This window comes from Paenarthrobacter sp. TYUT067 (assembly GCF_023656375.1).
Classification (GTDB): Bacteria; Actinomycetota; Actinomycetes; order Actinomycetales; family Micrococcaceae; genus Arthrobacter.
On record NZ_JAMOIT010000019.1, the window covers coordinates 17,348 to 37,964 of the forward strand.

At 60.8% G+C, this 20,617-nt stretch carries 18 protein-coding genes; 14 read left to right on the forward strand and 4 right to left on the reverse strand.

Annotated features, from left to right (window positions below):
• Positions 1–25: 25 nt before the first annotated feature.
• The 4 genes from thrS (at position 26) to pdxS (ending at position 4,448) form a co-directional block, all read left to right on the forward strand.
• Positions 26–2,035 (forward strand): threonine--tRNA ligase, encoded by a 2,010-nt coding sequence (gene thrS, locus MOD31_RS16700; RefSeq protein WP_142939050.1) that lies wholly within the window; start codon positions 26–28, stop codon positions 2,033–2,035.
• 18 nt (positions 2,036–2,053) lie between these two features.
• On the forward strand, positions 2,054–2,647 hold the full coding sequence (locus tag MOD31_RS16705) for an HIT domain-containing protein (protein ID WP_166840592.1): 594 nt from the start codon (positions 2,054–2,056) through the stop codon (positions 2,645–2,647).
• The gene (gene pgsA / locus MOD31_RS16710; RefSeq protein WP_142939052.1) at positions 2,637–3,266 is read left to right on the forward strand and encodes a phosphatidylinositol phosphate synthase; all 630 of its coding nucleotides are present in this window, start codon (positions 2,637–2,639) and stop codon (positions 3,264–3,266) included. Before MOD31_RS16705 ends, pgsA begins: the two co-directional genes overlap by 11 nt.
• Positions 3,267–3,521: 255 nt before the next feature.
• Entirely contained in the window at positions 3,522–4,448 is a 927-nt protein-coding gene (pdxS, locus tag MOD31_RS16715; protein ID WP_017197521.1) for a pyridoxal 5'-phosphate synthase lyase subunit PdxS, read from the forward strand.
• 61 nt (positions 4,449–4,509) lie between these two features.
• Here the strand turns inward: pdxS and MOD31_RS16720 are convergent, their stop codons facing one another.
• Positions 4,510–6,522 carry a M3 family metallopeptidase gene (locus MOD31_RS16720; protein ID WP_250821165.1) on the reverse strand — a complete coding sequence of 671 codons (2,013 nt, stop codon included), beginning with the start codon at positions 6,520–6,522 and terminating at the stop codon, positions 4,510–4,512.
• A 73-nt stretch (positions 6,523–6,595) separates the two neighbouring features.
• Between MOD31_RS16720 and MOD31_RS16725 the strand changes: the two genes are divergently transcribed.
• On the forward strand, positions 6,596–7,861 hold the full coding sequence (locus MOD31_RS16725) for a CapA family protein (RefSeq protein WP_250821189.1): 1,266 nt from the start codon (positions 6,596–6,598) through the stop codon (positions 7,859–7,861).
• Between the two features lie 3 nt (positions 7,862–7,864).
• On the opposite strand, the gene MOD31_RS16730 is transcribed toward MOD31_RS16725, so the two are convergent.
• Both MOD31_RS16730 and MOD31_RS16735 read right to left on the reverse strand, forming a co-directional pair.
• Positions 7,865–8,635 carry a type 1 glutamine amidotransferase gene (locus MOD31_RS16730; RefSeq protein WP_250821166.1) on the reverse strand — a complete coding sequence of 257 codons (771 nt, stop codon included), beginning with the start codon at positions 8,633–8,635 and terminating at the stop codon, positions 7,865–7,867.
• A complete protein-coding gene (locus tag MOD31_RS16735) occupies positions 8,632–9,963 on the reverse strand; it encodes a Mur ligase family protein (protein WP_142939057.1) in 1,332 nt (443 codons plus the stop codon). The genes MOD31_RS16730 and MOD31_RS16735 overlap by 4 nt, the downstream gene beginning before the upstream one ends.
• A gap of 102 nt (positions 9,964–10,065) precedes the next feature.
• On the opposite strand from MOD31_RS16735, the gene pdxT reads away from it, so the two are divergent.
• The 9 genes from pdxT (at position 10,066) to MOD31_RS16780 (ending at position 19,944) form a co-directional block, all read left to right on the forward strand.
• Positions 10,066–10,767 carry a pyridoxal 5'-phosphate synthase glutaminase subunit PdxT gene (gene pdxT, locus MOD31_RS16740; protein WP_142939058.1) on the forward strand — a complete coding sequence of 234 codons (702 nt, stop codon included), beginning with the start codon at positions 10,066–10,068 and terminating at the stop codon, positions 10,765–10,767.
• A 3-nt stretch (positions 10,768–10,770) separates the two neighbouring features.
• Complete coding sequence (locus tag MOD31_RS16745; protein WP_166840600.1) at positions 10,771–11,526, forward strand: YebC/PmpR family DNA-binding transcriptional regulator; 756 nt, start codon at positions 10,771–10,773, stop codon at positions 11,524–11,526.
• 65 nt (positions 11,527–11,591) lie between these two features.
• Positions 11,592–12,170: a crossover junction endodeoxyribonuclease RuvC gene (gene ruvC / locus MOD31_RS16750; RefSeq protein WP_142939060.1), complete on the forward strand. Its 579-nt coding sequence runs from the start codon at positions 11,592–11,594 to the stop codon at positions 12,168–12,170.
• A gap of 113 nt (positions 12,171–12,283) precedes the next feature.
• Entirely contained in the window at positions 12,284–12,928 is a 645-nt protein-coding gene (ruvA, locus tag MOD31_RS16755) for a Holliday junction branch migration protein RuvA (protein ID WP_142939061.1), read from the forward strand.
• A complete protein-coding gene (ruvB, locus tag MOD31_RS16760; protein WP_024816851.1) occupies positions 12,921–13,997 on the forward strand; it encodes a Holliday junction branch migration DNA helicase RuvB in 1,077 nt (358 codons plus the stop codon). Before ruvA ends, ruvB begins: the two co-directional genes overlap by 8 nt.
• Before the next feature lie 143 nt (positions 13,998–14,140).
• Positions 14,141–14,524 carry a preprotein translocase subunit YajC gene (yajC, locus tag MOD31_RS16765; RefSeq protein WP_024816850.1) on the forward strand — a complete coding sequence of 128 codons (384 nt, stop codon included), beginning with the start codon at positions 14,141–14,143 and terminating at the stop codon, positions 14,522–14,524.
• Positions 14,525–14,638: 114 nt separating this feature from the next.
• A complete protein-coding gene (gene secD / locus MOD31_RS16770) occupies positions 14,639–16,390 on the forward strand; it encodes a protein translocase subunit SecD (protein ID WP_250821167.1) in 1,752 nt (583 codons plus the stop codon).
• Entirely contained in the window at positions 16,390–17,385 is a 996-nt protein-coding gene (secF, locus tag MOD31_RS16775) for a protein translocase subunit SecF (RefSeq protein WP_142939063.1), read from the forward strand. Before secD ends, secF begins: the two co-directional genes overlap by 1 nt.
• A 165-nt stretch (positions 17,386–17,550) precedes the next feature.
• Positions 17,551–19,944 (forward strand): bifunctional (p)ppGpp synthetase/guanosine-3',5'-bis(diphosphate) 3'-pyrophosphohydrolase, encoded by a 2,394-nt coding sequence (locus MOD31_RS16780; protein WP_024816847.1) that lies wholly within the window; start codon positions 17,551–17,553, stop codon positions 19,942–19,944.
• 22 nt (positions 19,945–19,966) lie between these two features.
• Here MOD31_RS16780 and MOD31_RS16785 read toward each other — a convergent pair whose 3' ends face one another.
• Entirely contained in the window at positions 19,967–20,578 is a 612-nt protein-coding gene (locus tag MOD31_RS16785; RefSeq protein WP_142939064.1) for a hypothetical protein, read from the reverse strand.
• Between the last annotated feature and the right edge of the window lie 39 nt (positions 20,579–20,617).

Here is a 20,617-nt window from a genome sequence, read left to right on the forward strand (position 1 = left end):
CCTTAACTATGAATAGGAGACACCCGTGTCAGATGCCCAACAGATCACCCTCATCGTCGATGGCGAAGAGACCAAGGTGACGGAAGGGACTACCGGCGCGGAACTCTTCTTCGAGCGCCGCGACGTCGTTGTAGCCCGTGTCAATGGTGTACTCAAGGACCTTGACCAGGTCCTCACCGAGGGTGCAAACGTCGAGGGCGTCACCATCGATTCCCCTGATGGACTCAACGTTCTTCGCCACTCCACGGCCCATGTCATGGCACAGGCTGTGCAGCAGTTGCGCCCCGACGCCAAGCTCGGTATCGGTCCCTACATCACTGACGGCTTCTACTTCGACTTCGACGTTGCTGATCCGTTCACCCCGGAAGACCTGCGCACGCTGGAAAAGATGATGCAAAAAATCATCAACCAGAACCAGAAATTCGTTCGCCGTGTTGTCACTGAAGACGAAGCCCGTGTGGCGATGGCCAATGAGCCCTACAAGCTTGAGTTGCTGGGCAAGAAGAACGATGCAAGCGACGCCGCTGAGGGCGTCAACGTTGAGGTCGGTGCCGGCGACATCACGATTTACGACAATGTAGATCGCAAGAGCGGTGAGAGCATCTGGTGCGATCTTTGCCGCGGACCGCACCTGCAGAACACCAAAATCATCGCCAACGCCTTCGCGTTGACCCGCTCTTCAGCTGCGTACTGGTTGGGTAACCAGAACAACCAGCAACTGCAGCGCATTTACGGCACGGCGTGGCCCACCAAGGAAGCCCTCAAGGCATACCAGGAACGCATCGCCGAAGCAGAGCGACGCGACCACCGCAAGCTCGGCGTCGAGCTGGACCTGTTCTCGTTCCCGGACGAACTGGGCTCGGGCCTTCCTGTCTTCCACCCCAAGGGCGGAATCATCCGCAAGGCCATGGAGGATTACTCACGCCAGCGCCACGTGGACGCCGGATACGAGTTCGTCTACACACCCCACATCACCAAAGGCCACCTCTATGAGGTCTCCGGCCACCTTGACTGGTACAAGGACGGCATGTTCCCGGCGATGCAGGTGGACGCCGAATTCAACGAAGACGGCACAGTGCGGAAGCCGGCGCAGGATTACTACCTGAAGCCGATGAACTGCCCCATGCATAACCTGATCTTCCGTTCCCGGGGGCGCTCTTACCGCGAACTTCCGCTGCGCCTGTTCGAATTCGGATCGGTATACCGCTACGAGAAGTCCGGCGTTGTGCACGGGCTGACCCGCGTCCGCGGCATGACACAGGACGACGCCCACATCTACTGCACCCGCGAGCAGATGAAGGACGAGCTCACCACCACGCTGAACTTCGTTCTGGGCCTGCTCAAGGACTACGGGCTGGATGATTTCTACTTGGAGCTTTCCACCAAGAACGAAGAGAAGTTCGTTGGCGACGACGCTGCGTGGGAGGAAGCCACGCGCACTCTTTCCGAGGTCGCCGCAGCCTCGGGTCTGGAACTCGTTCCGGATCCGGGTGGAGCAGCATTCTATGGCCCCAAGATCTCCGTCCAGGCAAAGGATGCCCTTGGCAGGACCTGGCAGATGTCCACCATTCAACTGGACTTCAACCTGCCGGAGCGCTTCGAACTGGAGTACCAGGCGGCCGACGGCACACGCCAGCGGCCTGTCATGATCCACCGGGCACTGTTCGGTTCGGTGGAACGCTTCATGGGTGTGCTCACCGAGCACTACGCCGGAGCGTTCCCGGCTTGGCTCGCTCCTGTCCAGGTAGTGGGCATTCCTGTGGCCGAGACCTTCAATGACTACATGTTCGACGTCGTCGGCCAACTCAAGGCAGCGGGCATCCGTGCCGAGGTGGACATCTCCTCTGACCGGTTCCCCAAGAAAATTCGTACAGCCAGCAAGGACAAGATCCCGTTCGTCCTGATTGCCGGCGGTGAGGACGCCGAGGCCGGTGCCGTGTCATTCCGCTTCCGGGATGGCAGCCAGGACAACGGCGTGCCCGTGGCCGAGGCGGTCCGCAGGATCGTTGACGCCGTCAAGAACCGCGAGAGCTGACGGAACGGAACACAGACGGTGCAGGAGAACACAGGCGCGGCAGCTGGCCTTCCGGGTGATGCCGACGTAACCGATGACTTCGGATTGGCCGGCGTACCGGACGCGTTTCAGCGCCTGTGGACTCCACACCGGATGGCTTACATCAAGGGCGGGCAGGATCAATTCAAGAACAAGGACGACTGCCCGTTCTGTGTAGGACCCACGCGCTCAGATGAGGAATCCCTGATCGTCCACCGCGGGCGGACCTGTTACGTCGTCCTGAACCTGTTCCCCTACAACCCGGGTCATCTCTTGATCTGCCCCTACCGGCACGTTCCCGATTACACAGACATCACCGTGGAAGAAACCGCCGAGTTCGCCGACCTCACTCAGACGGCTATGCGCGTGTTACGGAAGGTTTCAAATCCGAGCGGCTTCAACCTGGGCATGAACCAAGGGGTGACAGGGGGTGCCGGCATCGCCGCGCATCTGCACCAGCACGTGGTTCCTCGGTGGGGCGGGGACGGAAACTTCTTCCCGATCATCGCACAGACCAAGGCCATCACGCAGACACTCGATGAGGTCCGCAAGCTTGTGGCTGAAGCCTGGCCGGGGGAGTCGAATGCTCAATAGGCATGCGCGCGGCTTCTTCACTTCACTTTTTACTCCTTTAGCGCGTTGGCTCCTGAGGATCGGTGTGTCTCCGGACGCCGTGACTATTGCCGGGACCCTAGGGGTGATTTTGGGCGGACTCGTCCTCTACCCGCTGGGCTTCCTATGGTGGGGCTCTGTGGTGGTCGCCTTCTTCGCCTTCTCGGACGTCGTCGATGGCATCATGGCGAGGCTGCAGGGCCGCAGCGGTGGCTGGGGTAATTTCTTGGATTCCACCTTGGACAGGCTCGCCGATGGTGCGATCTTCGCAGGCCTCACCATCTGGTATTTCACCGGAGGTGAAGATCCTGCTATTGGTACTGCCGCCGTCATCTGCCTGGTACTCGGCATGGTTGTTTCCTATGCCCGGGCTAAAGCCGAGTCCTTGGGCTACCAGGCGAGCGTGGGAATCGCCGAACGCGCGGAACGTTTGGCATCAGTGTTGCTCATCACCGGGCTTACGGGATTGGGCCTCCCACCGGTGGTGTTATTCGGGACCCTGGTGCTCCTGGCCCTGGCGAGTGTCATCACCATTGTTCAGCGCATGTCCACCGTCCGGCGGCAAGCCATGGCCGAAGCCGATGGAACTGCGCCGGCGTAAAGGCCAGAGAACCATAGCTCACGTGTGGAACTGGCAACCGACCAGAGTCCCTGGGCCGCAGTTGTGCACTTGACCTACCACAGTCCGTTGTGTTGCCCTCCAAGGTGGTAATGAATGTACTGCCGGCATGCAAGGTGCGACTACTATTACTAGTACTTGGTCACCTTGACCTGAAACCCGGTGTGCGCTGATTGCGGTCGTGTGGCTGCGCGTGCCTCCGGCAAAAAGGTCGTTTATCTACCCATAGGGGTTTTTGTGTCTACACCAGATGTAAGCAACGAAGCCGGTTCGTCCGCGAACAGCGTCACGGGCAGCAGCCGCGTTAAGCGGGGCATGGCGGAGATGCTCAAGGGCGGCGTCATTATGGACGTCGTTAACGTCGAGCAGGCTCGCATCGCCGAAGATGCCGGTGCCGTGGCCGTCATGGCTCTCGAGCGTGTCCCGGCCGATATCCGCGCCCAGGGCGGCGTGTCCCGCATGTCCGATCCGGACATGATCGATGCGATCATCGCCGCCGTGTCCATCCCGGTCATGGCCAAGGCCCGCATCGGCCACTTCGTCGAAGCCCAGGTCCTGCAGTCCCTCGGTGTTGACTACATCGACGAGTCCGAGGTCCTGACCCCGGCCGACTACATCAACCACATCGACAAGTGGAACTTCACCGTTCCCTTCGTTTGTGGTGCCACAAACCTTGGTGAGGCCCTGCGCCGCATCAACGAGGGCGCGGCCATGATCCGTTCCAAGGGCGAAGCCGGCACCGGCGATGTTTCCAACGCCACCGGGCACATGCGCAAGATCCGCTCCGAGATCGCCAAACTCGCAGCCCTGCCCGAGGACGAGCTGTACGTTGCGGCCAAGGAACTGCAGGCCCCGTACGAGCTGGTCAAGGAAGTTGCCGCCACCGGCAAGCTTCCCGTGGTGCTGTTCACCGCCGGTGGCATCGCGACCCCGGCTGATGCTGCGATGATGATGCAGCTCGGCGCCGACGGTGTGTTCGTCGGTTCCGGTATCTTCAAGTCCGGCAACCCGGCAGAGCGCGCCGCCGCCGTCGTGAAGGCCACCACGTTCCACGACGACCCCGACGTCATCGCCAAGGTCTCCCGCGGCCTGGGCGAAGCCATGGTCGGCATCAACGTCGACGACATCCCCCAGCCCCACCGCCTCGCAGAGCGCGGCTGGTAAACAGCTAAAGAAGTACGACGCCGGGCCGGTCACCTTCCAAGGTGACCGGCCCGGCGTCGTTCTACTCCAGTCCGCGGCGCTTCAGGAGGGGTCCCAGCTCTGCGTCGCGGCCCCGGAAGGCGCGGAACGACTCCAGGGGATCGCGGCTGTTGCCCCGGGAAAGCAGCTCTGATCGGAAGTGATCGCCGTTCGCGCGTGTGAGGCCACCGTGTTCCTTGAACCACTCCACAGTGTCGGCGTCCAGCACCTCGCTCCAAATGTAGGAGTAGTAGCCCGCTGCATACCCCGCACCGGCGAAGATGTGTTGGAAATACCCGGTGCGGTACCGCGGCGGGATCAGCGGGTGCACGATCGCCGCATCAGCCAGCGCCTTGGTTTCGAAGGCGAGAACGTCCTGCGGAACTTCGGACTCGGACAGCACGTGCCAGGCCACGTCCAGAAGTGCGGCCCCGAGGTATTCGGTGGTCGCAAACCCTTCTCCCCATAGCAAGGACTCGTTGAGATTGTCCACGGTGTCAGGGGGGAGTGCCTCCCCCGTGGAATAGTGGCGAGCATAGTTGGCCAGGACCTCGGGCCACATGATCCACATTTCGTTGACCTGGGACGGATACTCCACAAAGTCCCGAGGTACGGACGTCCCGGAGAACCGCGGATAGGTCACGTCGGAAAACAGGCCGTGAAGCGCGTGGCCGAACTCATGGAAAACTGTACGGACTTCGTCCAAGGACAAGAGCGTGGGCTCACCCGGTGCCGGTTTGGTGATGTTGAGGTTGTTGATCACCACGGAACGGGTTCCCAGCAGGCTGGATTGTTCTACAAGGGAATTCATCCAGGCACCTCCGCGCTTTGACTCACGGGTGTAGTAGTCGCCCAGGAAGAGGCCCAGCCCGCTGCCGTCTTCATGTCGGACCTCCCAGACGCGGACGTCAGGGTGATAGCCTTCCAAATCATCGCGCTCATGGAAAGTCACCCCGAAGAGTTGTGTCGCAGCATGGAATACTCCGTCGTTGAGCACAGCATCGAGGCTGAAAAAGGGGCGGAGAGCCTGTTCATCCACCTTAAACTTTTCCTTGCGAACCCGGGCAGAGTAGTACGCCCAATCCCACGGCTCAAGTTCGTGGCCGGCGACTTCCGCTAAAGCCTCCGCCTCCGATTCGGCATTCCTCACGGCTGCGGGGGCCAGCCGAGCCAGCATTGCCTTGACCTCACTGAACCCGGGTGCCGTCTGCTGGTCAATCACCAGCTCAGCAAAGTTGGCAAATCCCAAGAGCGCCGCCTTCTCAGCCCGCAATCGGGCAGTGGCCTTCACCAGGTCACGAACGTCCAAGGCGCCGCCATCGGTGCCGCGTGCCAGGGATGCTTCGTAAAGCCGACGGCGGATGGCCCGGTTTTCCAAGGACGCCAAAGCGGGTTGGTTGCTGGGCTGGATCAGGGTCAGTAAGTACTTACCGTCATGCCCCGCATTCCTGGCTGCTTCCGCGGCGCCGGTGATCGCTTCAGCCGGCAGCCCTGCCAGCTCCTCGGCGTCGTTCAGGAGAAGGGCGGCAGACTTCATGGCCTCTTTGACGCGTTGGCCAAATTCAGTGCCCAATCGTGAGAGCTCGGCGTTGACTTCACGCAGGCGGTGTTGTCCGGCGGCATCGAGCTGGATGCCTGACTGCCGGAACTCTTTGAGGTACTCCTGCACCAGCCGGGACGACTCCGCATCCAATCCTGCTGTGTCGATTGCGGCGAATCGCTCATAGAGTCCGCGATTCATGTAAACCGCGTCTTGATGTGCTGACAGTTTGGGGGACAGCTCTGTTTCCAGCGCTTTGATGGCGTCCGAAGCATCAGCGGAAACCATTGTGAAGAAGGCTGCGGCAGCCCTGCTGAGCAGTTGTCCTGACCGTTCCATGGCCACGGCTGTGTTTTCCAGGGTGGCGGGCTCCGGGTTGTTCGTGATGCTGGCGATTTCATCCAGATGTGCGCTCAAACCCTCCTCTACGGCCTGGGAGTAATGCTCGGCCGAAATGCCGGCGAAGGGCGGAAGCCCATAGGGCAGATGGCTGGGGCTCAAGAGTGGGTTGGTCATGAAGTGACTCTTTCACGTAAGAATCGTGTCCTCAAGAGCGGCACGCCCGGATGCGTCGGGCCAGCGCCGTAGGATGAAAGTCATGGGCAAGATCACATTTTCCGGGGGACGGTTCCGTACTCACAGGGCGGCACTCGTGGTGAGCGGTATTGCTCTAGCCCTGTCCCTGAGCGCCTGCGGCGTTCTTGCAGAAAACGATGACGCTGAACGCAGCACCGGCGCCTCGGCCCCTGCTGCCCAGACACCCAGTCCGACGCGCACTCCGGCACCAAACCCCACCCCGGGCAAAGGCCCCGCCTGTCCGGAGCTCCGCTGCACCTCCATCACGGTGACAGGTGACATGCTGGTTCATACCCAGCTCTGGCAACAAGCGAGAGCTGACGCAGCTGCGGCGGGTCAGCCCGGCTACACTTTCGTCCCGCTTCTCGAAGGACAACGACGCTACATTCGCAACAGCGACCTCGCCATTTGCCACCAGGAAACACCCGTGGCTGGTCCGGATGGGCCGTTCTCTGCCTACCCGTCCTTCAACGTACCGCCGCAAATCATTACGGCCTCAAAGGATGTTGGATACAAGGCCTGCACGACGGCCAGCAATCACACCATTGACCGCGGCACCGAAGGTTTGCTCCGGACGCTGGACGCCCTGGACGCAGCGGGCCTAAAGCACACCGGTTCCTACCGGACGGAGGCGGCATCCAAGGAGATACTCATGCTCCAGACGGACGCCGCCAAAGTGGCCGTGATTATTGGAACGTATGGCCACAATGGTCAGATCCCGGAATACCCTTGGCTGGTTGACGAGCTGGATCCGGCGGCAATGATCGCGAAGGCAAAACAAGCCAAGGCCCTTGGGGCCAACATCGTCCTGGGAGTCATGCACGCCGGCGACGAGTACGCCAGCGAAGCCACTGCCCAGCAGCAGGAGGTTGCGCACGCGTTGGTGGACAGCGGCCAGTTCACCATGATCTACGGCCACCACACGCACTCGGTGCTGCCGATCGAGAACTACAAAGGCACGTGGATTGTGTACGGGCTCGGCAATGGTGTCACTGAATTGTCACCGTGGTACGTCGTGAACAACGAAGGACTATTGGTCAGGGCACAATTCAGTCAAAACACCTCAGGTGTATGGACTGCTTCTGACCTCGCATGGGCCCCCTCGGTTATTGTTCGGGACCCCTATCGATGGTGTTCCGTAGCCAGCGACGCACCACAAGGGGTCTGCGCGACCCCTGCGGCCGATGCCGCAACCCACCAGCGAACCAAAGCGGTTGTAGAGTCCATGGGAGCAGCCACCGCGGGAGCGCACGAACTGCTGATCACCAAGGAAAAGTAGCGGCTACCGCGGCCGGCGGGCTGCGTGTTCGCGCGCAAGGCGGGCGTAATCGTCGTCGGGCTTTCCTGGCACGAAGCTGCCGAACTTGCGTTCGGCTGCTGTGCGGATCAGGAAGTCCGCAATGGCCGGGTTCTTTGGGAGCAACGAACCGTGCAGGTAGCTCGCTACAACATTGTTGTAACGGGCGCCCTCGTGCCCGTCCTTGCTGTTGTTGCCTGCGCCTTTTGTCACCGTGCCTAATGGCTCGACGCCGGGCCCCAACGTAGTCTGCCCACTGTGGTTCTCATAGCCAAGGATGTCGCCGAACTCGGTGGACTTCATGGTCACGTTGCCAATGAGGCGCTCGTCAGTACCATGGGTTTCCACGTCAAGGATGCCGATGCCCGGAATCACAGGGCCCGTGCTGGTCTTGAAGAACTTCCCGAAAAGCTGGTAGAGCCCACAGATCACCAGCATGGGAGCGCCCTCGTCCGCCAGCTGCTTCAGCTGGCCGGCACGCGATTGGAGATCGTCTTGGATCACCAGCTGGCCGCTGTCCTGCCCGCCTCCGCCCACAATGATGTCGACGTCGTCAGGAAAGTCGTCGCCCACGTTGTACTCGAGAAGCTCCGGAGTGTAGCCATGCCACTTGATCCGTTGTTTCAGGACCAGGGCGTTGCCCCAGTCACCGTAGATGTTCATTTCGCGCGGGTAGAGCTGGAGAACGCGGATGGTCCCCTTGCTGGGCTGTACGTCCGGCGTTGCGTGCGGCGTGGGTTGTGCTTCCGAGGTCATGAGACCACCTCAACTATGGTGATTTTGGCCAGCTCGCGGCGGATGGCGAGCATGGAAGTGTACGTGCAGAAGACCCGTTTGGGTTTGCCCCGCGAGCCGTCAATGAAAGTCCGCAGGGCCGCGGTGATGTCCGGTTCGACCACTCCGAAGTGAACATCGTCATACTGCAGACGCAGCGCCATGTCGTAGGCGCGAACGCCGGTGAGGACCTCCACGCCATCTTCGCGCAGGGAGTCGAATTCAACGTCCCACAGCCAGGACATGTCCCTGCCGTCGGCGTAGTTGTCGTTGATGGCGATCATGGTGGCGTAGCCGCCGGCGGGGAAGGACTTCAGCCCGAGACGGAAACCACTGGGGTTCTTCACGAGCACCAGCTCCAGAGGCTGTCCGTCCACGGTGAGGCTCTCACCGCGCCCGAACGCGGGAGCAACTTCTCCCAAAGCCTTCACGAGCTTAGGTGTATCAACGGGCCCGGTTCCCAAGACGGACCTCGCCAGGGACAAAGCCGCCGCTGCATTGAAGATGTTGTACACGCCGCGTAGTTTCATCGTTGTGGTGACGGTTTCGCCGTCGAACTCAAAGTCGGCGTCCTGGGCTCCAACGCGTCGGAGTACGACGTCGGCTGCCGGCAGATCTACATCCTCACCTGTTTCAGCGGCAACGGAAGTGCCCGAAGGGGACGGGCCGATTGCCGTGGTGCGCATTTCGTCGTCGTTGGGGAAGGTGCTGCGCAAAGATTCGTCGAGGCCGAAGTATCGGACTTCGGGGTGGTGGACGGCATCGAGGGTATTGATGGCGTTGGCAATCCGGGCGACGCGTGGGTCTTCCCGGTTGAGGACAACTGTGCCGGTGGTCTTGGAGGCGATGTGCTCCAGCAGCCGGGCGGTCTTGTCAATTTCCCCGAAGCGGTCCAATTGGTCGCGGAGGACATTCAACAGGAGGCTGTACCGCGGCTCAACCTTGTTGACGAAGTGCACGGCATGGGCTTCGTCCAATTCCAGGATGGCAATGTCTGCGTCCAGCCGACCGCGCCAGTCCACATCACCCAGGAGCGAAGCGGCCACCCCACGGGTGAAGTTGCTGCCACTGCGGTTGGTGAAGACTTTCAGGCCTTGGCTTTCAAGGAGTTCCACCACCATCTTGGTGGTGGTGGTCTTGCCGTTGGTGCCGCTGACCACGGCTACGCCCAGGGGGAGCGAAGCCAGCGTTCGCTGCATGAAGCCGGGATCGATTTTCTCAACCACCAAGCCGGGAAAAGCTGAGCCTCCGCCCCGGAGCCGGGACAGTGTGCGGACCAGCTTGCCGAGGGGAACGCTGAAGGAAAGCATGCTCTGTAATATATCCCAGTCAGGGCATGGAACCGGCTACCTCGCGTGTGGGCTTGGTCAACGCTGACAGCGCCATATGGCCTGGGCCTCTATGATGGTCGAATGACCAACCCCCTTTCTGACGCTTCGTCGCGCGTGGGTTCAGGACTCCGGATCGGCGTGCTGGCTCTTCAGGGCGACTTCCGCGAGCATATCCACGCTGTAGAGGCCGCTGGCGCCACCGGCGTGGGTATACGCCGCCCGTCAGAGCTTGACGACATTGACGGCTTGATCATCCCCGGCGGCGAATCAACCACCATTGACAAGCTCTCCCGGATTTTCGAAGTCCGTGATCCACTTCAAAAGCGGATCGCGGACGGCCTGCCGGTCTACGGCTCCTGTGCCGGCATGATCCTGTTGGCCGATGAAATCGCGGACCCTGCAACTGACCTGCACGGAAATCCGCAGCAGACCTTTGGTGGGCTGGATATCACCGTGCGCAGGAATGCCTTTGGCCGCCAGCGGGAGTCCTTCGAGACCGACCTGGATTTCAGGGGCCTTGAATTCAGCGCAGGGGAGTCCGGTGTGGATCCCGTTCACGCTGTATTTATCCGGGGCCCCTGGGTGGAACGCGTAGGTCCGGGCGTGGAGGTCCTTGCCCAGGTCGACCCCGACCACGCCAGCCACACGGCTACTTTGCACGGAGTGGCTAGAATTGTTGCAGTGCGTTCCGGTCAACTACTGGCCACCTCCTTCCATCCGGAAGTGACGGGAGAGAAACGCGTGCATGAACTCTTTATTCGAATGATCAGAGGAGAAGCGTAAAGCATGTCAGGCCACTCCAAATGGGCGACCACCAAGCACAAGAAAGCCATCATTGACGGCAGGCGTGCAAAGTCGTTCGCAAAACTGATCAAGAATATCGAAGTTGCTGCCCGCATGGGTGGTCCGGACCTCGCCGGCAACCCGGGACTTGAACTTGCCGTCACGAAGGCCAAGAAGACATCGGTTCCCAATGACAACATCGACCGCGCCATCAAACGCGGTGCTGGCCTCACCGGCGAAGTGGTGGACTACACCGAGATCATGTACGAGGCTCGTGGTCCCCAGGGTTCGGCCTTGTTGATCGAATGTCTGACGGACAACAAGAACCGCGCTGCATCCGAGGTGCGCCTTGCAATCTCCCGCAACGGCGGCACCATCGCCGATCCCGGTTCCGTGAGCTACCTCTTCGCCCGCAAGGGTGTTGTGGTCCTGCCCAAGAACGGCCTCAGCGAGGACGACATCCTGATGGCGGTCCTCGATGCCGGAGCCGAAGAAGTCAAAGACAGCGGAGAGAACTGGGAGATCCACTCCGAACCCTCTGATCTTCAGGCCATCCGCGACGCCCTGAAAGAAGCGGGCATCGAATACGAGACAGATGAAGCCGAGTTCGTTCCCTCCATGCAGGTGGAACTGGATGTCGACGGCGCCAAGAAGTTTATGAAACTCGTGGATGCCCTGGAAGATCTTGACGATGTCCAGAACGTCTACAGCAATGCGGACCTCAGCGAGGAAGTCCAGGCTGCCCTCGACGCCGAATAGCCGGCCACGGCGCAGCGCGTCATTTTGACATTTAGCAGCTTCACAGCCACCAGGAAGGCCCGGACTTGACTCTTCGCGTATTGGGAGTCGATCCGGGCCTCACCCGTTGCGGTATAGGTGTGGTGGACATTGAAAAGAACCGCAGGGCCACCATGGTGGCCGTTGGGGTAGTGGGGACCTCTGCTGAGCTCACTCTGGATAAGCGCCTGCTGGTCATTGCCCAAGCCATTGATGAATGGTTGGACCTGCATCAGCCGGACGTCGTCGCCGTCGAGCGTGTTTTCTCGCAGATGAACGTCAGCACGGTCATGGGTGTGGCCCAGGCTTCGGGCGTCGTCATCGCTGCGGCCGCACGCCGTGGCATCCCCGTCGCGTTGCACACACCGTCGGAGGTCAAAGCCGCGGTAACAGGCAGCGGCACGGCCAATAAGGATGCAGTGACCAAGCTCGTTACCAAGATCCTGCGCCTGGATGCTCCACCGAAGCCTGCTGATGCTGCGGACGCTCTCGCGCTTGCCCTGACCCATGCATGGCGCGCAGGTAGTGGAATGGGTTCAGCTACCGGCGCGAACGGTAAGGGCGGTCTCACTCCCGCCCAAAAAGCATGGGCTGACGCGGAAGCAAAAGCGCGCCGCGCACGGTGATTGTCGGCTCGCCTTGTTAGGGTATTCGTAGATATGTTCGGATAGTCCGCTTTGGCCGCAGTATTGACACAGTATTGCGGCAACGGAGCAGGCAGTATTTCAGGAGCCGGGTCTTGATCAGTTTTCTCCGTGGAACGGTAGCCCACGTTGGTTTGTCCACCGCTGTCATCGACCTCAACGGTGCGGGAATGAGTGTCTTTGCCACGCCGCAGACCTTGAGTCACCTCAAGACAGGAACAGAAGCCAAGCTCTTCACGTCCATGATCGTCCGTGAAGATTCCTTGACACTGTTCGGCTTCGCCGACGACGACGAACGGGAAGTCTTTGATGTCCTGCTCAGCGTCAGCGGGGTAGGGCCACGTCTGGCCTTGGCCGTCCTTGCCGTGCATGAACCGGAGGCCATCCGGGTGGCGGCGCACACTGGAGACAGCAAGACGTTTACCAAGGTGCCGGGAATCGGTCCCAAGGTGGCCGGCCGGATTGTCCTTGAGCTCGCCGGTAAGTTGGTTCCCCACGGGACCGGCACAGGCACTGCGCCCGCCGCTGCCCCAAACGCCGAATGGAAGCCGCAGGTTGTCGCAGCCATGACCAGCTTGGGCTGGTCCGAGAAGGACGCCAACGGCAGCATCGACAAAGCAATGGCCGACTCCCCGGAACTCGTGGACGCAGGAAACGTGGCCCAAATCCTCCGGGCAACGCTGCGTTGGTTGGGTCAGGATGGGGCGCGCGCAGGCAATCGTGTAGGCAGCCGTGGCTGAGCAGTCACTCGTCAGCGGGGGAGAGGAACCGGAAGAGCGGGTCATTGAAGCCGCACTCCGGCCCAAGAACCTGCACGATTTCGTGGGACAGCATCGGGTCCGCAAACAACTGGCATTGGTACTCGAGGCATCCAAAATGCGTGGCCGCAGCGCCGATCACGTGCTGATGTCAGGGCCGCCAGGACTAGGCAAGACAACCCTTGCCATGATCATCGCAGCGGAAATGAACGCGCCGTTGCGTATCAGCAGCGGCCCGGCCATCCAGCACGCGGGAGATCTTGCCGCCATCCTTTCCTCCCTATCGGAGGGGGAGGTCCTTTTCCTCGACGAAATACACCGCATGTCCAGGCCGGCGGAAGAAATGCTGTACATGGCCATGGAGGACTTCCGCGTGGACATTGTGGTGGGCAAGGGCGCTGGTGCAACCGCCATTCCTTTGGAACTGCCACCTTTCACCCTGGTGGGCGCAACAACCCGAGCTGGGCTTCTTCCGGGGCCTCTGAGGGATCGATTCGGATTCACCGGGCACCTTGAGTTCTACTCCGTCGCCGAACTCGAGCTCGTCCTGCGGCGCTCCGCGGGCCTACTGGACCTGAAGGTCAACTCTGCGGGCTTTACGGAGATAGCGGGCCGGTCCCGGGGAACGCCACGTATCGCCAACAGACTGCTTCGCCGTGTCCGTGACTGGGCGCTGGTTCATGGCATTGAGCAGATTGATGCACGTTCAGCTTCAGCGGCTCTGGATATGTATGAAGTAGACGAGCGTGGATTGGACAGGCTTGACCGGTCCGTTCTTGAAGCCCTGATCACCAAGTTCAACGGCGGTCCAGTGGGATTGTCCACTTTGGCTATCGCCGTGGGGGAAGAACCCGAGACGGTGGAGACCGTGGCTGAGCCGTTCCTGGTCCGTGAGGGTCTTTTGGGACGCACTCCGCGGGGCCGGATCGCGATGGCGTCCGCCTGGACGCACCTTGGCTACGCCGTCCCGGCCGGGGTGTTCGGTCAGGAGACACTGGCACTGTTTGGTGAGGATGAAAACCACGCCGAAAGCGTGGATACCGTGGGTTAACACCCTCTGTTCAGCTTTTCCCACTAGACTGGTATGACGCTCGGCACGTTCGAGTCCTTGATCCATGCCCGCTCTGCGGATCTGCCAGGGACGTTGCCGTGAACCAAAACGTAAGTACAGAACGGAACTTCCCTGTGGATCCAATGACCATATTGCTGTTCGTCATGTTGGGACTCTTTGTCTTCATGATGTTCCGCCGCAACAAGAAGACCCAGCAGCAGCAGGCTGAGATGCAGTCAAAGTTCGCTCCCGGGGTTGACGTCATGACCAGCTTCGGTCTCTTTGGCCGCATCGTGTCCATCGACGAAGCCGAGAACAAAGTCGTGATTGAGCTTTCGCCGGGTAACCAGGCAACGGTTCACCGTCAGGCTGTCACCAAGGTGGTCGAGACCACCCCCGAGGAAGCGCCCGTTGTTCCGGATGATGCGTCATCCCTGACCGCCGCGCAGACGGAAGCTCCTGCCGCCGTCGAGACCCCGGAAGAAACCATCGCGCGCCTCAACAAAGAGGACAAGAAGGACAACTAGCACCGTCAGTCGCGGCGACACCGCGCAAGGCAACTTCTACGGCAGCGGAGAGCCGCCGGCAGACGCTTACCAGCGTCGGCCGGCGGCTGTCCGGCGATAACAGGAAGATCGATAATGGCACGGACCGGCCCCAAAAACTCAGCCCGCAGGGTGCTGACCTGGCTTGGAGCAATTTTCGTTGTATTAACCGCTGTCCTGGCTGGCGGAGTAGTGACTGGCAACGCCAGTTGGGCTCCCAAGCTCGCTTTGGACCTCGAGGGCGGAACCCAGATGATTCTGGCCCCCCGGGTAGAGGGTTCCAGCGAGATCAATGAGGAGCAACTCAACCAGGCAGTAGCCATCATCCGGCAGCGTGTGGATGGCTCCGGTGTTGCCGAAGCTGAAATTAGCACCCAGTCCGGCCGGAACGTTGTGGTCAGTCTTCCGGGTACGCCTTCCAAGGAGACCCGCGACCTCATTCAAGCTTCGGCTGACATGAACTTCCGCCCAGTCATCACTTATGGCGACCCGGCAGCCGTTCCTGCGGAGCAGCGCACACCTGAGGACCAGCTTCCCAAGCCCACGGCGGAGCCGGCGAATGCCAGCGACATCAACTGGGTCACCGCGGACATTGTCCGGGAATTCGAAGCGCTTGACTGTGTGAACCCGTCACCGGAAAAACGTGATCGTTCGGATCCCGCCAAACCGCTGGTCACCTGCGAGGCAGCCACGGACAAGACTCCGGCCATCAAGTACATCCTTGGGCCCGTGGAGGTCAAAGGCCAGGACATCAGCGATTCCACTTTTACCCAGGTTCAGGGCGCTCAGGGCTCCGTGACAAATTCCTGGGGCGTGAACATCGTGTTCAACGCGGATGCAACCGCAAAGTTCAAAGCAGTCACCGAACGCCTCAACCAGTTCTACGCTGCGGCGCAGGCCCAGGGTACTGATGATCCAAAGTCACAGTTCGCCATTGTCCTGGACGACAAAGTTCTTTCCGCCCCGCGCGCCTTGGCTGTGATCACTGATGGAAAGCCCCAGATCACTGGTAACTTCACCCAGGCGTCGGCAAAGGCCCTCTCCGATCAACTCCGCTACGGCGCCCTGCCCATCAGCTTTGAGATCCAGTCACAAGAGCAGATCTCCGCGACGCTGGGTGGCGACCAACTTCGCCTCGGCTTGCTTGCAGGGATGATCGGCCTGTTGCTTGTTGTTGTCTACTCGCTCTTCCAATACCGTGCCCTTGGGCTCGTGACCATCGCATCCCTTGTGGTGGCGGGTGTGCTGACCTATCTGGCGATCGCCATCCTCGGGTGGACGGAAAACTACCGTCTGTCCCTGGCCGGTGTGGCTGGTCTGATTGTGGCCATCGGCCAGACCGCGGACTCGTTCATTGTCTACTTCGAGCGCATCAGGGATGAACTGCGCGAGGGCCGTGGACTGGTTTCCGCTGTCGAGAACGGCTGGAAGCGTGCCAAACGGACAGTTCTGGCCTCCAAGGCCGTCAACCTCCTCGCGGCCCTGGTCCTCTACTTCGTTGCTGTTGGCAACGTCCGCGGCTTTGCCTTCACCCTTGGCCTGACCGCCCTGGCCGACCTTCTGGTGGTGTTCATGTTTACGCACCCCATGCTGCAGGTTTTGGCCCGCACCAAGTTCTTTGGTGAAGGACACCGTTTCTCCGGGCTTTCTCCCGACCGTCTCGGCGCAGTTCCGCTCTACCTTGGCGCCGGCCGGCTACGCACGCCGGACGAAAAGCCCGCTGTGGTCCGCCCGCGCAACACCGGTGCGGCTGCCGAAGCCGAACGTCGCATGACCATTGCCGAGAGGCGCCTTGCCGAGAAGGGCCAGCTCACTGGTACTTCGAACGGCACCAAGGAGGAGAAGTAATGACTACGAGCTTCGCAACCTTCGGCCATGAGCTCTACACGGGCAAGCGCTCGTACAACTTCGTAAAGTCGAAGAAGATTTGGTTCATCATCGCTGCGGTCGCCGTAGCGCTCTCCATCCTGGTTCCTGTCGCCAAGGGCGGCTTCAACCTCGGAATCGAATTCCGTGGCGGTTCCGAATTCACTGTTTCAAACGTGAGCACCACGGATGCGGCACTCGGCGAGAAGGCTGTTCATGACGTCGTGCCCGGAGCCATCCCGCGCGTTGCCAACGTGGCAGGCAACACCATGCGCATCCAAACGGACCAGTTGACCGACGACGAGACGAACCGCATCAAAGACGGTCTCACAAGCGCCTACGGGGTGACCGAGAACGAGGTAACGTCCAACTTCGTGGGACCAACCTGGGGCCAGGACGTGACGCGTCAAGCCCTGATTGGTTTGGTGGTCTTTGTTGGGTTGGCCGCTGTCCTGATGGCGCTGTACTTCCGAACCTGGAAGATGTCGCTGTCCGCACTTGTTGGCATGCTCGTCACGATGTTCACCACGGCGGGTGTCTACGCGCTGAGCGATTTTGAAGTCACGCCGTCGGCAATCATCGGGTTCCTGACCGTCCTCAGCTACTCGCTGTACGACACAGTGGTGGTCTTCGACAAGATCCGTGAAAATACCGCGGACATTTCCACGTCAACGCGCCGCACGTTCAGCGAAGAGGTCAATCTGGCTGTCAACCAAACGTTGGTCCGCTCCATCAACACCATGATGGTGGCTATCCTTCCGGTTGCGGCGATCCTCTTCATTGGGGCCGGACTCCTGGGTGCCGGCACGCTGCGGGACCTGTCCTTGGCACTGTTCGTGGGCATCCTCATCGGTACTGCCGCCACGATTTTCATCGCCGCACCGCTGTACGCTTGGCTGCGGCAGGGCGAGCCTGAACTGGTGAAGCAAGCCAAGAAGGTGGCTCACCGCAGGAATGAAGCCACAGTCCAGGTCTGAACTTAGCCCGAACAGCTAGTTGGGTTGCCTTGAGCCGGTCCCCGCATCAGTGCGGAGGCCGGCTCTTTGACTTGCCCGTGTCATCGTCATGTGCTGCCCGGTTGCAGAAGCATTCACCTGCGGGAATAGACTGGGAGAATTAAATCGCTTGTGAGGGGTACTTCTGTGGAAGAACGTGCGACGTCGGCACCACCGGCGGGCGGGGATGACAGCCGCAAAGCTGTGGCAGTTCCGGCAACGAGTGTGCCCGGACGGACTGCTGCTGCGGTTCCGGTCGATGCTCCCGGCGTGCGTCCCACCTTTCCGGGGCGGAGGGAACGCACCCGCTCCCGGCTTGCCCGCCTGACGGGCCGGGGCATTGCTCCTTACTCGCCCATTTTGGAACCACTGCTGCGTACAGTCCGGGCAAATAATCCCAAAGAGGATTTCGATCTGATCCAACGCGCCTTCGCGGTGGCAGAGCAGAGCCACCAAGGACAAAAGCGCAAGAGTGGTGATCCCTACATCACCCATCCGGTGGCAGTGGCCACCATCCTGGCTGAACTCGGTATGACAGGGACAACCCTGGCGGCTGCGTTGCTCCACGACACCGTGGAGGACACCCCGTACACACTGGCTGACCTGACACGGGACTTCGGCCCCGAAGTTGCCATGTTGGTGGACGGTGTCACCAAGCTGGACAAAGTCAGTTTCGGTGAGGCTGCCCAGTCTGAGACCGTTCGTAAGATGGTCGTGGCGATGGCCAAGGACATTCGCGTCCTGATGATCAAGCTGGCGGACCGCCTCCACAATGCGCGGACCTGGCGTTTCGTTTCCGCGGAGTCCTCATCACGCAAGGCCCGCGAAACTCTGGAGATTTTCGCACCCCTGGCGCATCGCCTGGGTATGAACACCATCAAGTGGGAACTTGAAGACCTCTCCTTCGCAGCGCTGTACCCCAAGGTGTACGAGGAAATCGTGCGAATGGTGGGCGACCGCACTCCAGAACGCGAAAAGAGCCTGAGCGTCATCCGCAACCAGATCGCTGATGACCTTCGGACCGCTCGGATCAAGGCGACCATCACAGGCCGGCCCAAGCACTACTACTCGATTTATCAGAAGATGATCGTCCGCGACAAGGACTTCGACGACATCAACGACCTCATGGGCGTGCGGGTTCTGGTGGATTCCGTGCGAGATTGTTATGCCGCGCTGGGGACTTTGCATTCACGGTGGAACCCGCTTCCGGGCCGGTTCAAGGATTACATCGCCATGCCCAAGTTCAACATGTACCAATCCCTGCATACCACCGTGATTGGCCCCGGCGGCAAGCCCGTGGAGATTCAGATCCGCACCCACGAGATGCACCGGCGTGCAGAATACGGTGTGGCAGCCCACTGGAAGTACAAGGATCAACCCAACCGGACCGCACAGGGACCCGGCAGCCCGCGTGACGGTGACATGGGTTGGCTGCGGTCGCTGGTTGATTGGCAACAGGAGACCTCCGATCCCGGAGAATTCCTTGATTCACTTCGCTACGAGATCAACGCCCGCGAAGTCTTCGTCTTCACCCCCAAGGGCGAGGTCATGGCCCTTCCGGCCGGGTCAACTCCTGTGGACTTCGCCTACGCTGTGCACACCGAGGTGGGCCACCGAACCATCGGCGCCCGCGTCAACGGGAAGCTGGTTCCACTCAACAGCGAGCTCAACCACGGCGACTGGGTTGAGATCTTCACCTCCAAGGCAGAAGGCGCCGGCCCCAGCCAGGACTGGCAGCACTTCGTCAAATCTGCCCGTGCACGCAACAAGATTCGCCAGTGGTTCACCAAGGAACGCCGCGAAGAAGCGATTGAGCGTGGCAAGGACATGCTGACCCGGGCCATGCGCAAGCAGAACCTGCCCCTGCAGCGCCTGATGACGCACGATGCTTTGTCCGCCGTGGCAGAGGACTTCCACTACGTTGACATTTCCGGGCTGTACGCCGGCGTAGGTGACGGGCACACGTCAGCTCAGTCGGTCATGGAAAAGCTCGTTGAGCACCTGGGCGGTCATGAGACACCCGACGAAGACCTGGACGAAGTCAGTATCCCCACCCAGGTTGCGAAGTCGAAGTTCTCTGACTCCGGCGTCATTGTGCGGGGTGTGGGCGATGTCTGGGTCAAGCTGGCCCGGTGCTGCACCCCGGTACCGCCGGATCCCATTCTTGGCTTTGTGACCCGTGGTTCAGGAGTCTCTGTCCACCGGACGGACTGCACCAATGTGTCGGGTCTCCGGGACCAGCCGGACAGAATTGTTGAAGTTGAGTGGGCACCCACCCAGTCCAGTGTTTTCCTCGTGGAAATTCAGGTAGAAGCCCTGGACCGGAAGTCCCTTTTGTCGGATGTCACCCGCATTTTGTCCGAGAATCATGTCAACATCCTGGCAGCGTCGGTGCATACCTCCAGTGACAGGGTGGCAATCTCGAAATTTGCCTTCGAGATGGGTGATCCCAAGTATCTGCACCACGTCTTGAACGCCGTCCGCCGGATCGACGGAGTTTTCGACGTCTATAGGACCACTGGAAACCGCAGGCGCAGCTAACAGGGTCTCAGCTGTCAGGGTCTCAGCTAGCGGGCTCTGGTGAGGCAAGTTGAGCCAGGGTGGCCAGGGCCCGCCTCTTGTGAGGGACGCGCGGACTCGCTTCGACGGCCAGAACGAGCAGCCGGAGCTTGATGCCGAGCTCTTCCCGTGCCAGAAGACGCTTCAGCGCAGGTAGAGCCCGGTCAGTTTCCACATGGAGGGCGATGTCAGCTGCGGTCCGAAGCGGGCTGCTGACCAGCATTCCTCCCAGGCTGACGACGTCCATCTGACCTAGCCGGACTTCGTGCAGGGTGCATGCGATGCTGCCCCGCATGCTGGAGATGCGGTGTTTCGCGTCAACCAGCAGAGACAGGTGCTCGGGTGCTTTGGCGCAACCGTAAATCCACGCTGCTGTGAGCCGACCGGCGACAACCTTGGTTCGGATGCGTTCCGGGAGTGTAAGGGCCGCTGCGCGGGCTCTGAGGCGGTGGGTGACAGTCACACCAGGTGAGGCATAACTCTTCCCGTAGAGGGGCAGCAGGATGCCATCGAATGCCATGCCCTGCAGTTCGTTCCACGAGAAGATGCGGCTGGGGGAATAGAGCTCGGATATGACCGGCTCCTGCAATTGGGGGGCGGTAACAGCGAGGACCATTCACCGATCATTCCGCGTGGCCACCTTACGAGTACAGGC

Coding starts and splice junctions, on each gene's coding strand:
- pgsA (WP_142939052.1), top strand. CDS start 2,637: ATGCTCAATAGGCATGCGCGCGGCTTCTTCACTTCACTTTTTACTCCT.
- MOD31_RS16720 (WP_250821165.1), bottom strand. CDS start 6,522: ATGACCAACCCACTCTTGAGCCCCAGCCATCTGCCCTATGGGCTTCCG.
- MOD31_RS16725 (WP_250821189.1), top strand. CDS start 6,596: ATGAAAGTCATGGGCAAGATCACATTTTCCGGGGGACGGTTCCGTACT.
- MOD31_RS16730 (WP_250821166.1), bottom strand. CDS start 8,635: ATGACCTCGGAAGCACAACCCACGCCGCACGCAACGCCGGACGTACAG.
- MOD31_RS16735 (WP_142939057.1), bottom strand. CDS start 9,963: ATGCTTTCCTTCAGCGTTCCCCTCGGCAAGCTGGTCCGCACACTGTCC.
- pdxT (WP_142939058.1), top strand. CDS start 10,066: ATGACCAACCCCCTTTCTGACGCTTCGTCGCGCGTGGGTTCAGGACTC.
- MOD31_RS16745 (WP_166840600.1), top strand. CDS start 10,771: ATGTCAGGCCACTCCAAATGGGCGACCACCAAGCACAAGAAAGCCATC.
- yajC (WP_024816850.1), top strand. CDS start 14,141: ATGACCATATTGCTGTTCGTCATGTTGGGACTCTTTGTCTTCATGATG.
- secD (WP_250821167.1), top strand. CDS start 14,639: ATGGCACGGACCGGCCCCAAAAACTCAGCCCGCAGGGTGCTGACCTGG.
- secF (WP_142939063.1), top strand. CDS start 16,390: ATGACTACGAGCTTCGCAACCTTCGGCCATGAGCTCTACACGGGCAAG.
- MOD31_RS16785 (WP_142939064.1), bottom strand. CDS start 20,578: ATGGTCCTCGCTGTTACCGCCCCCCAATTGCAGGAGCCGGTCATATCC.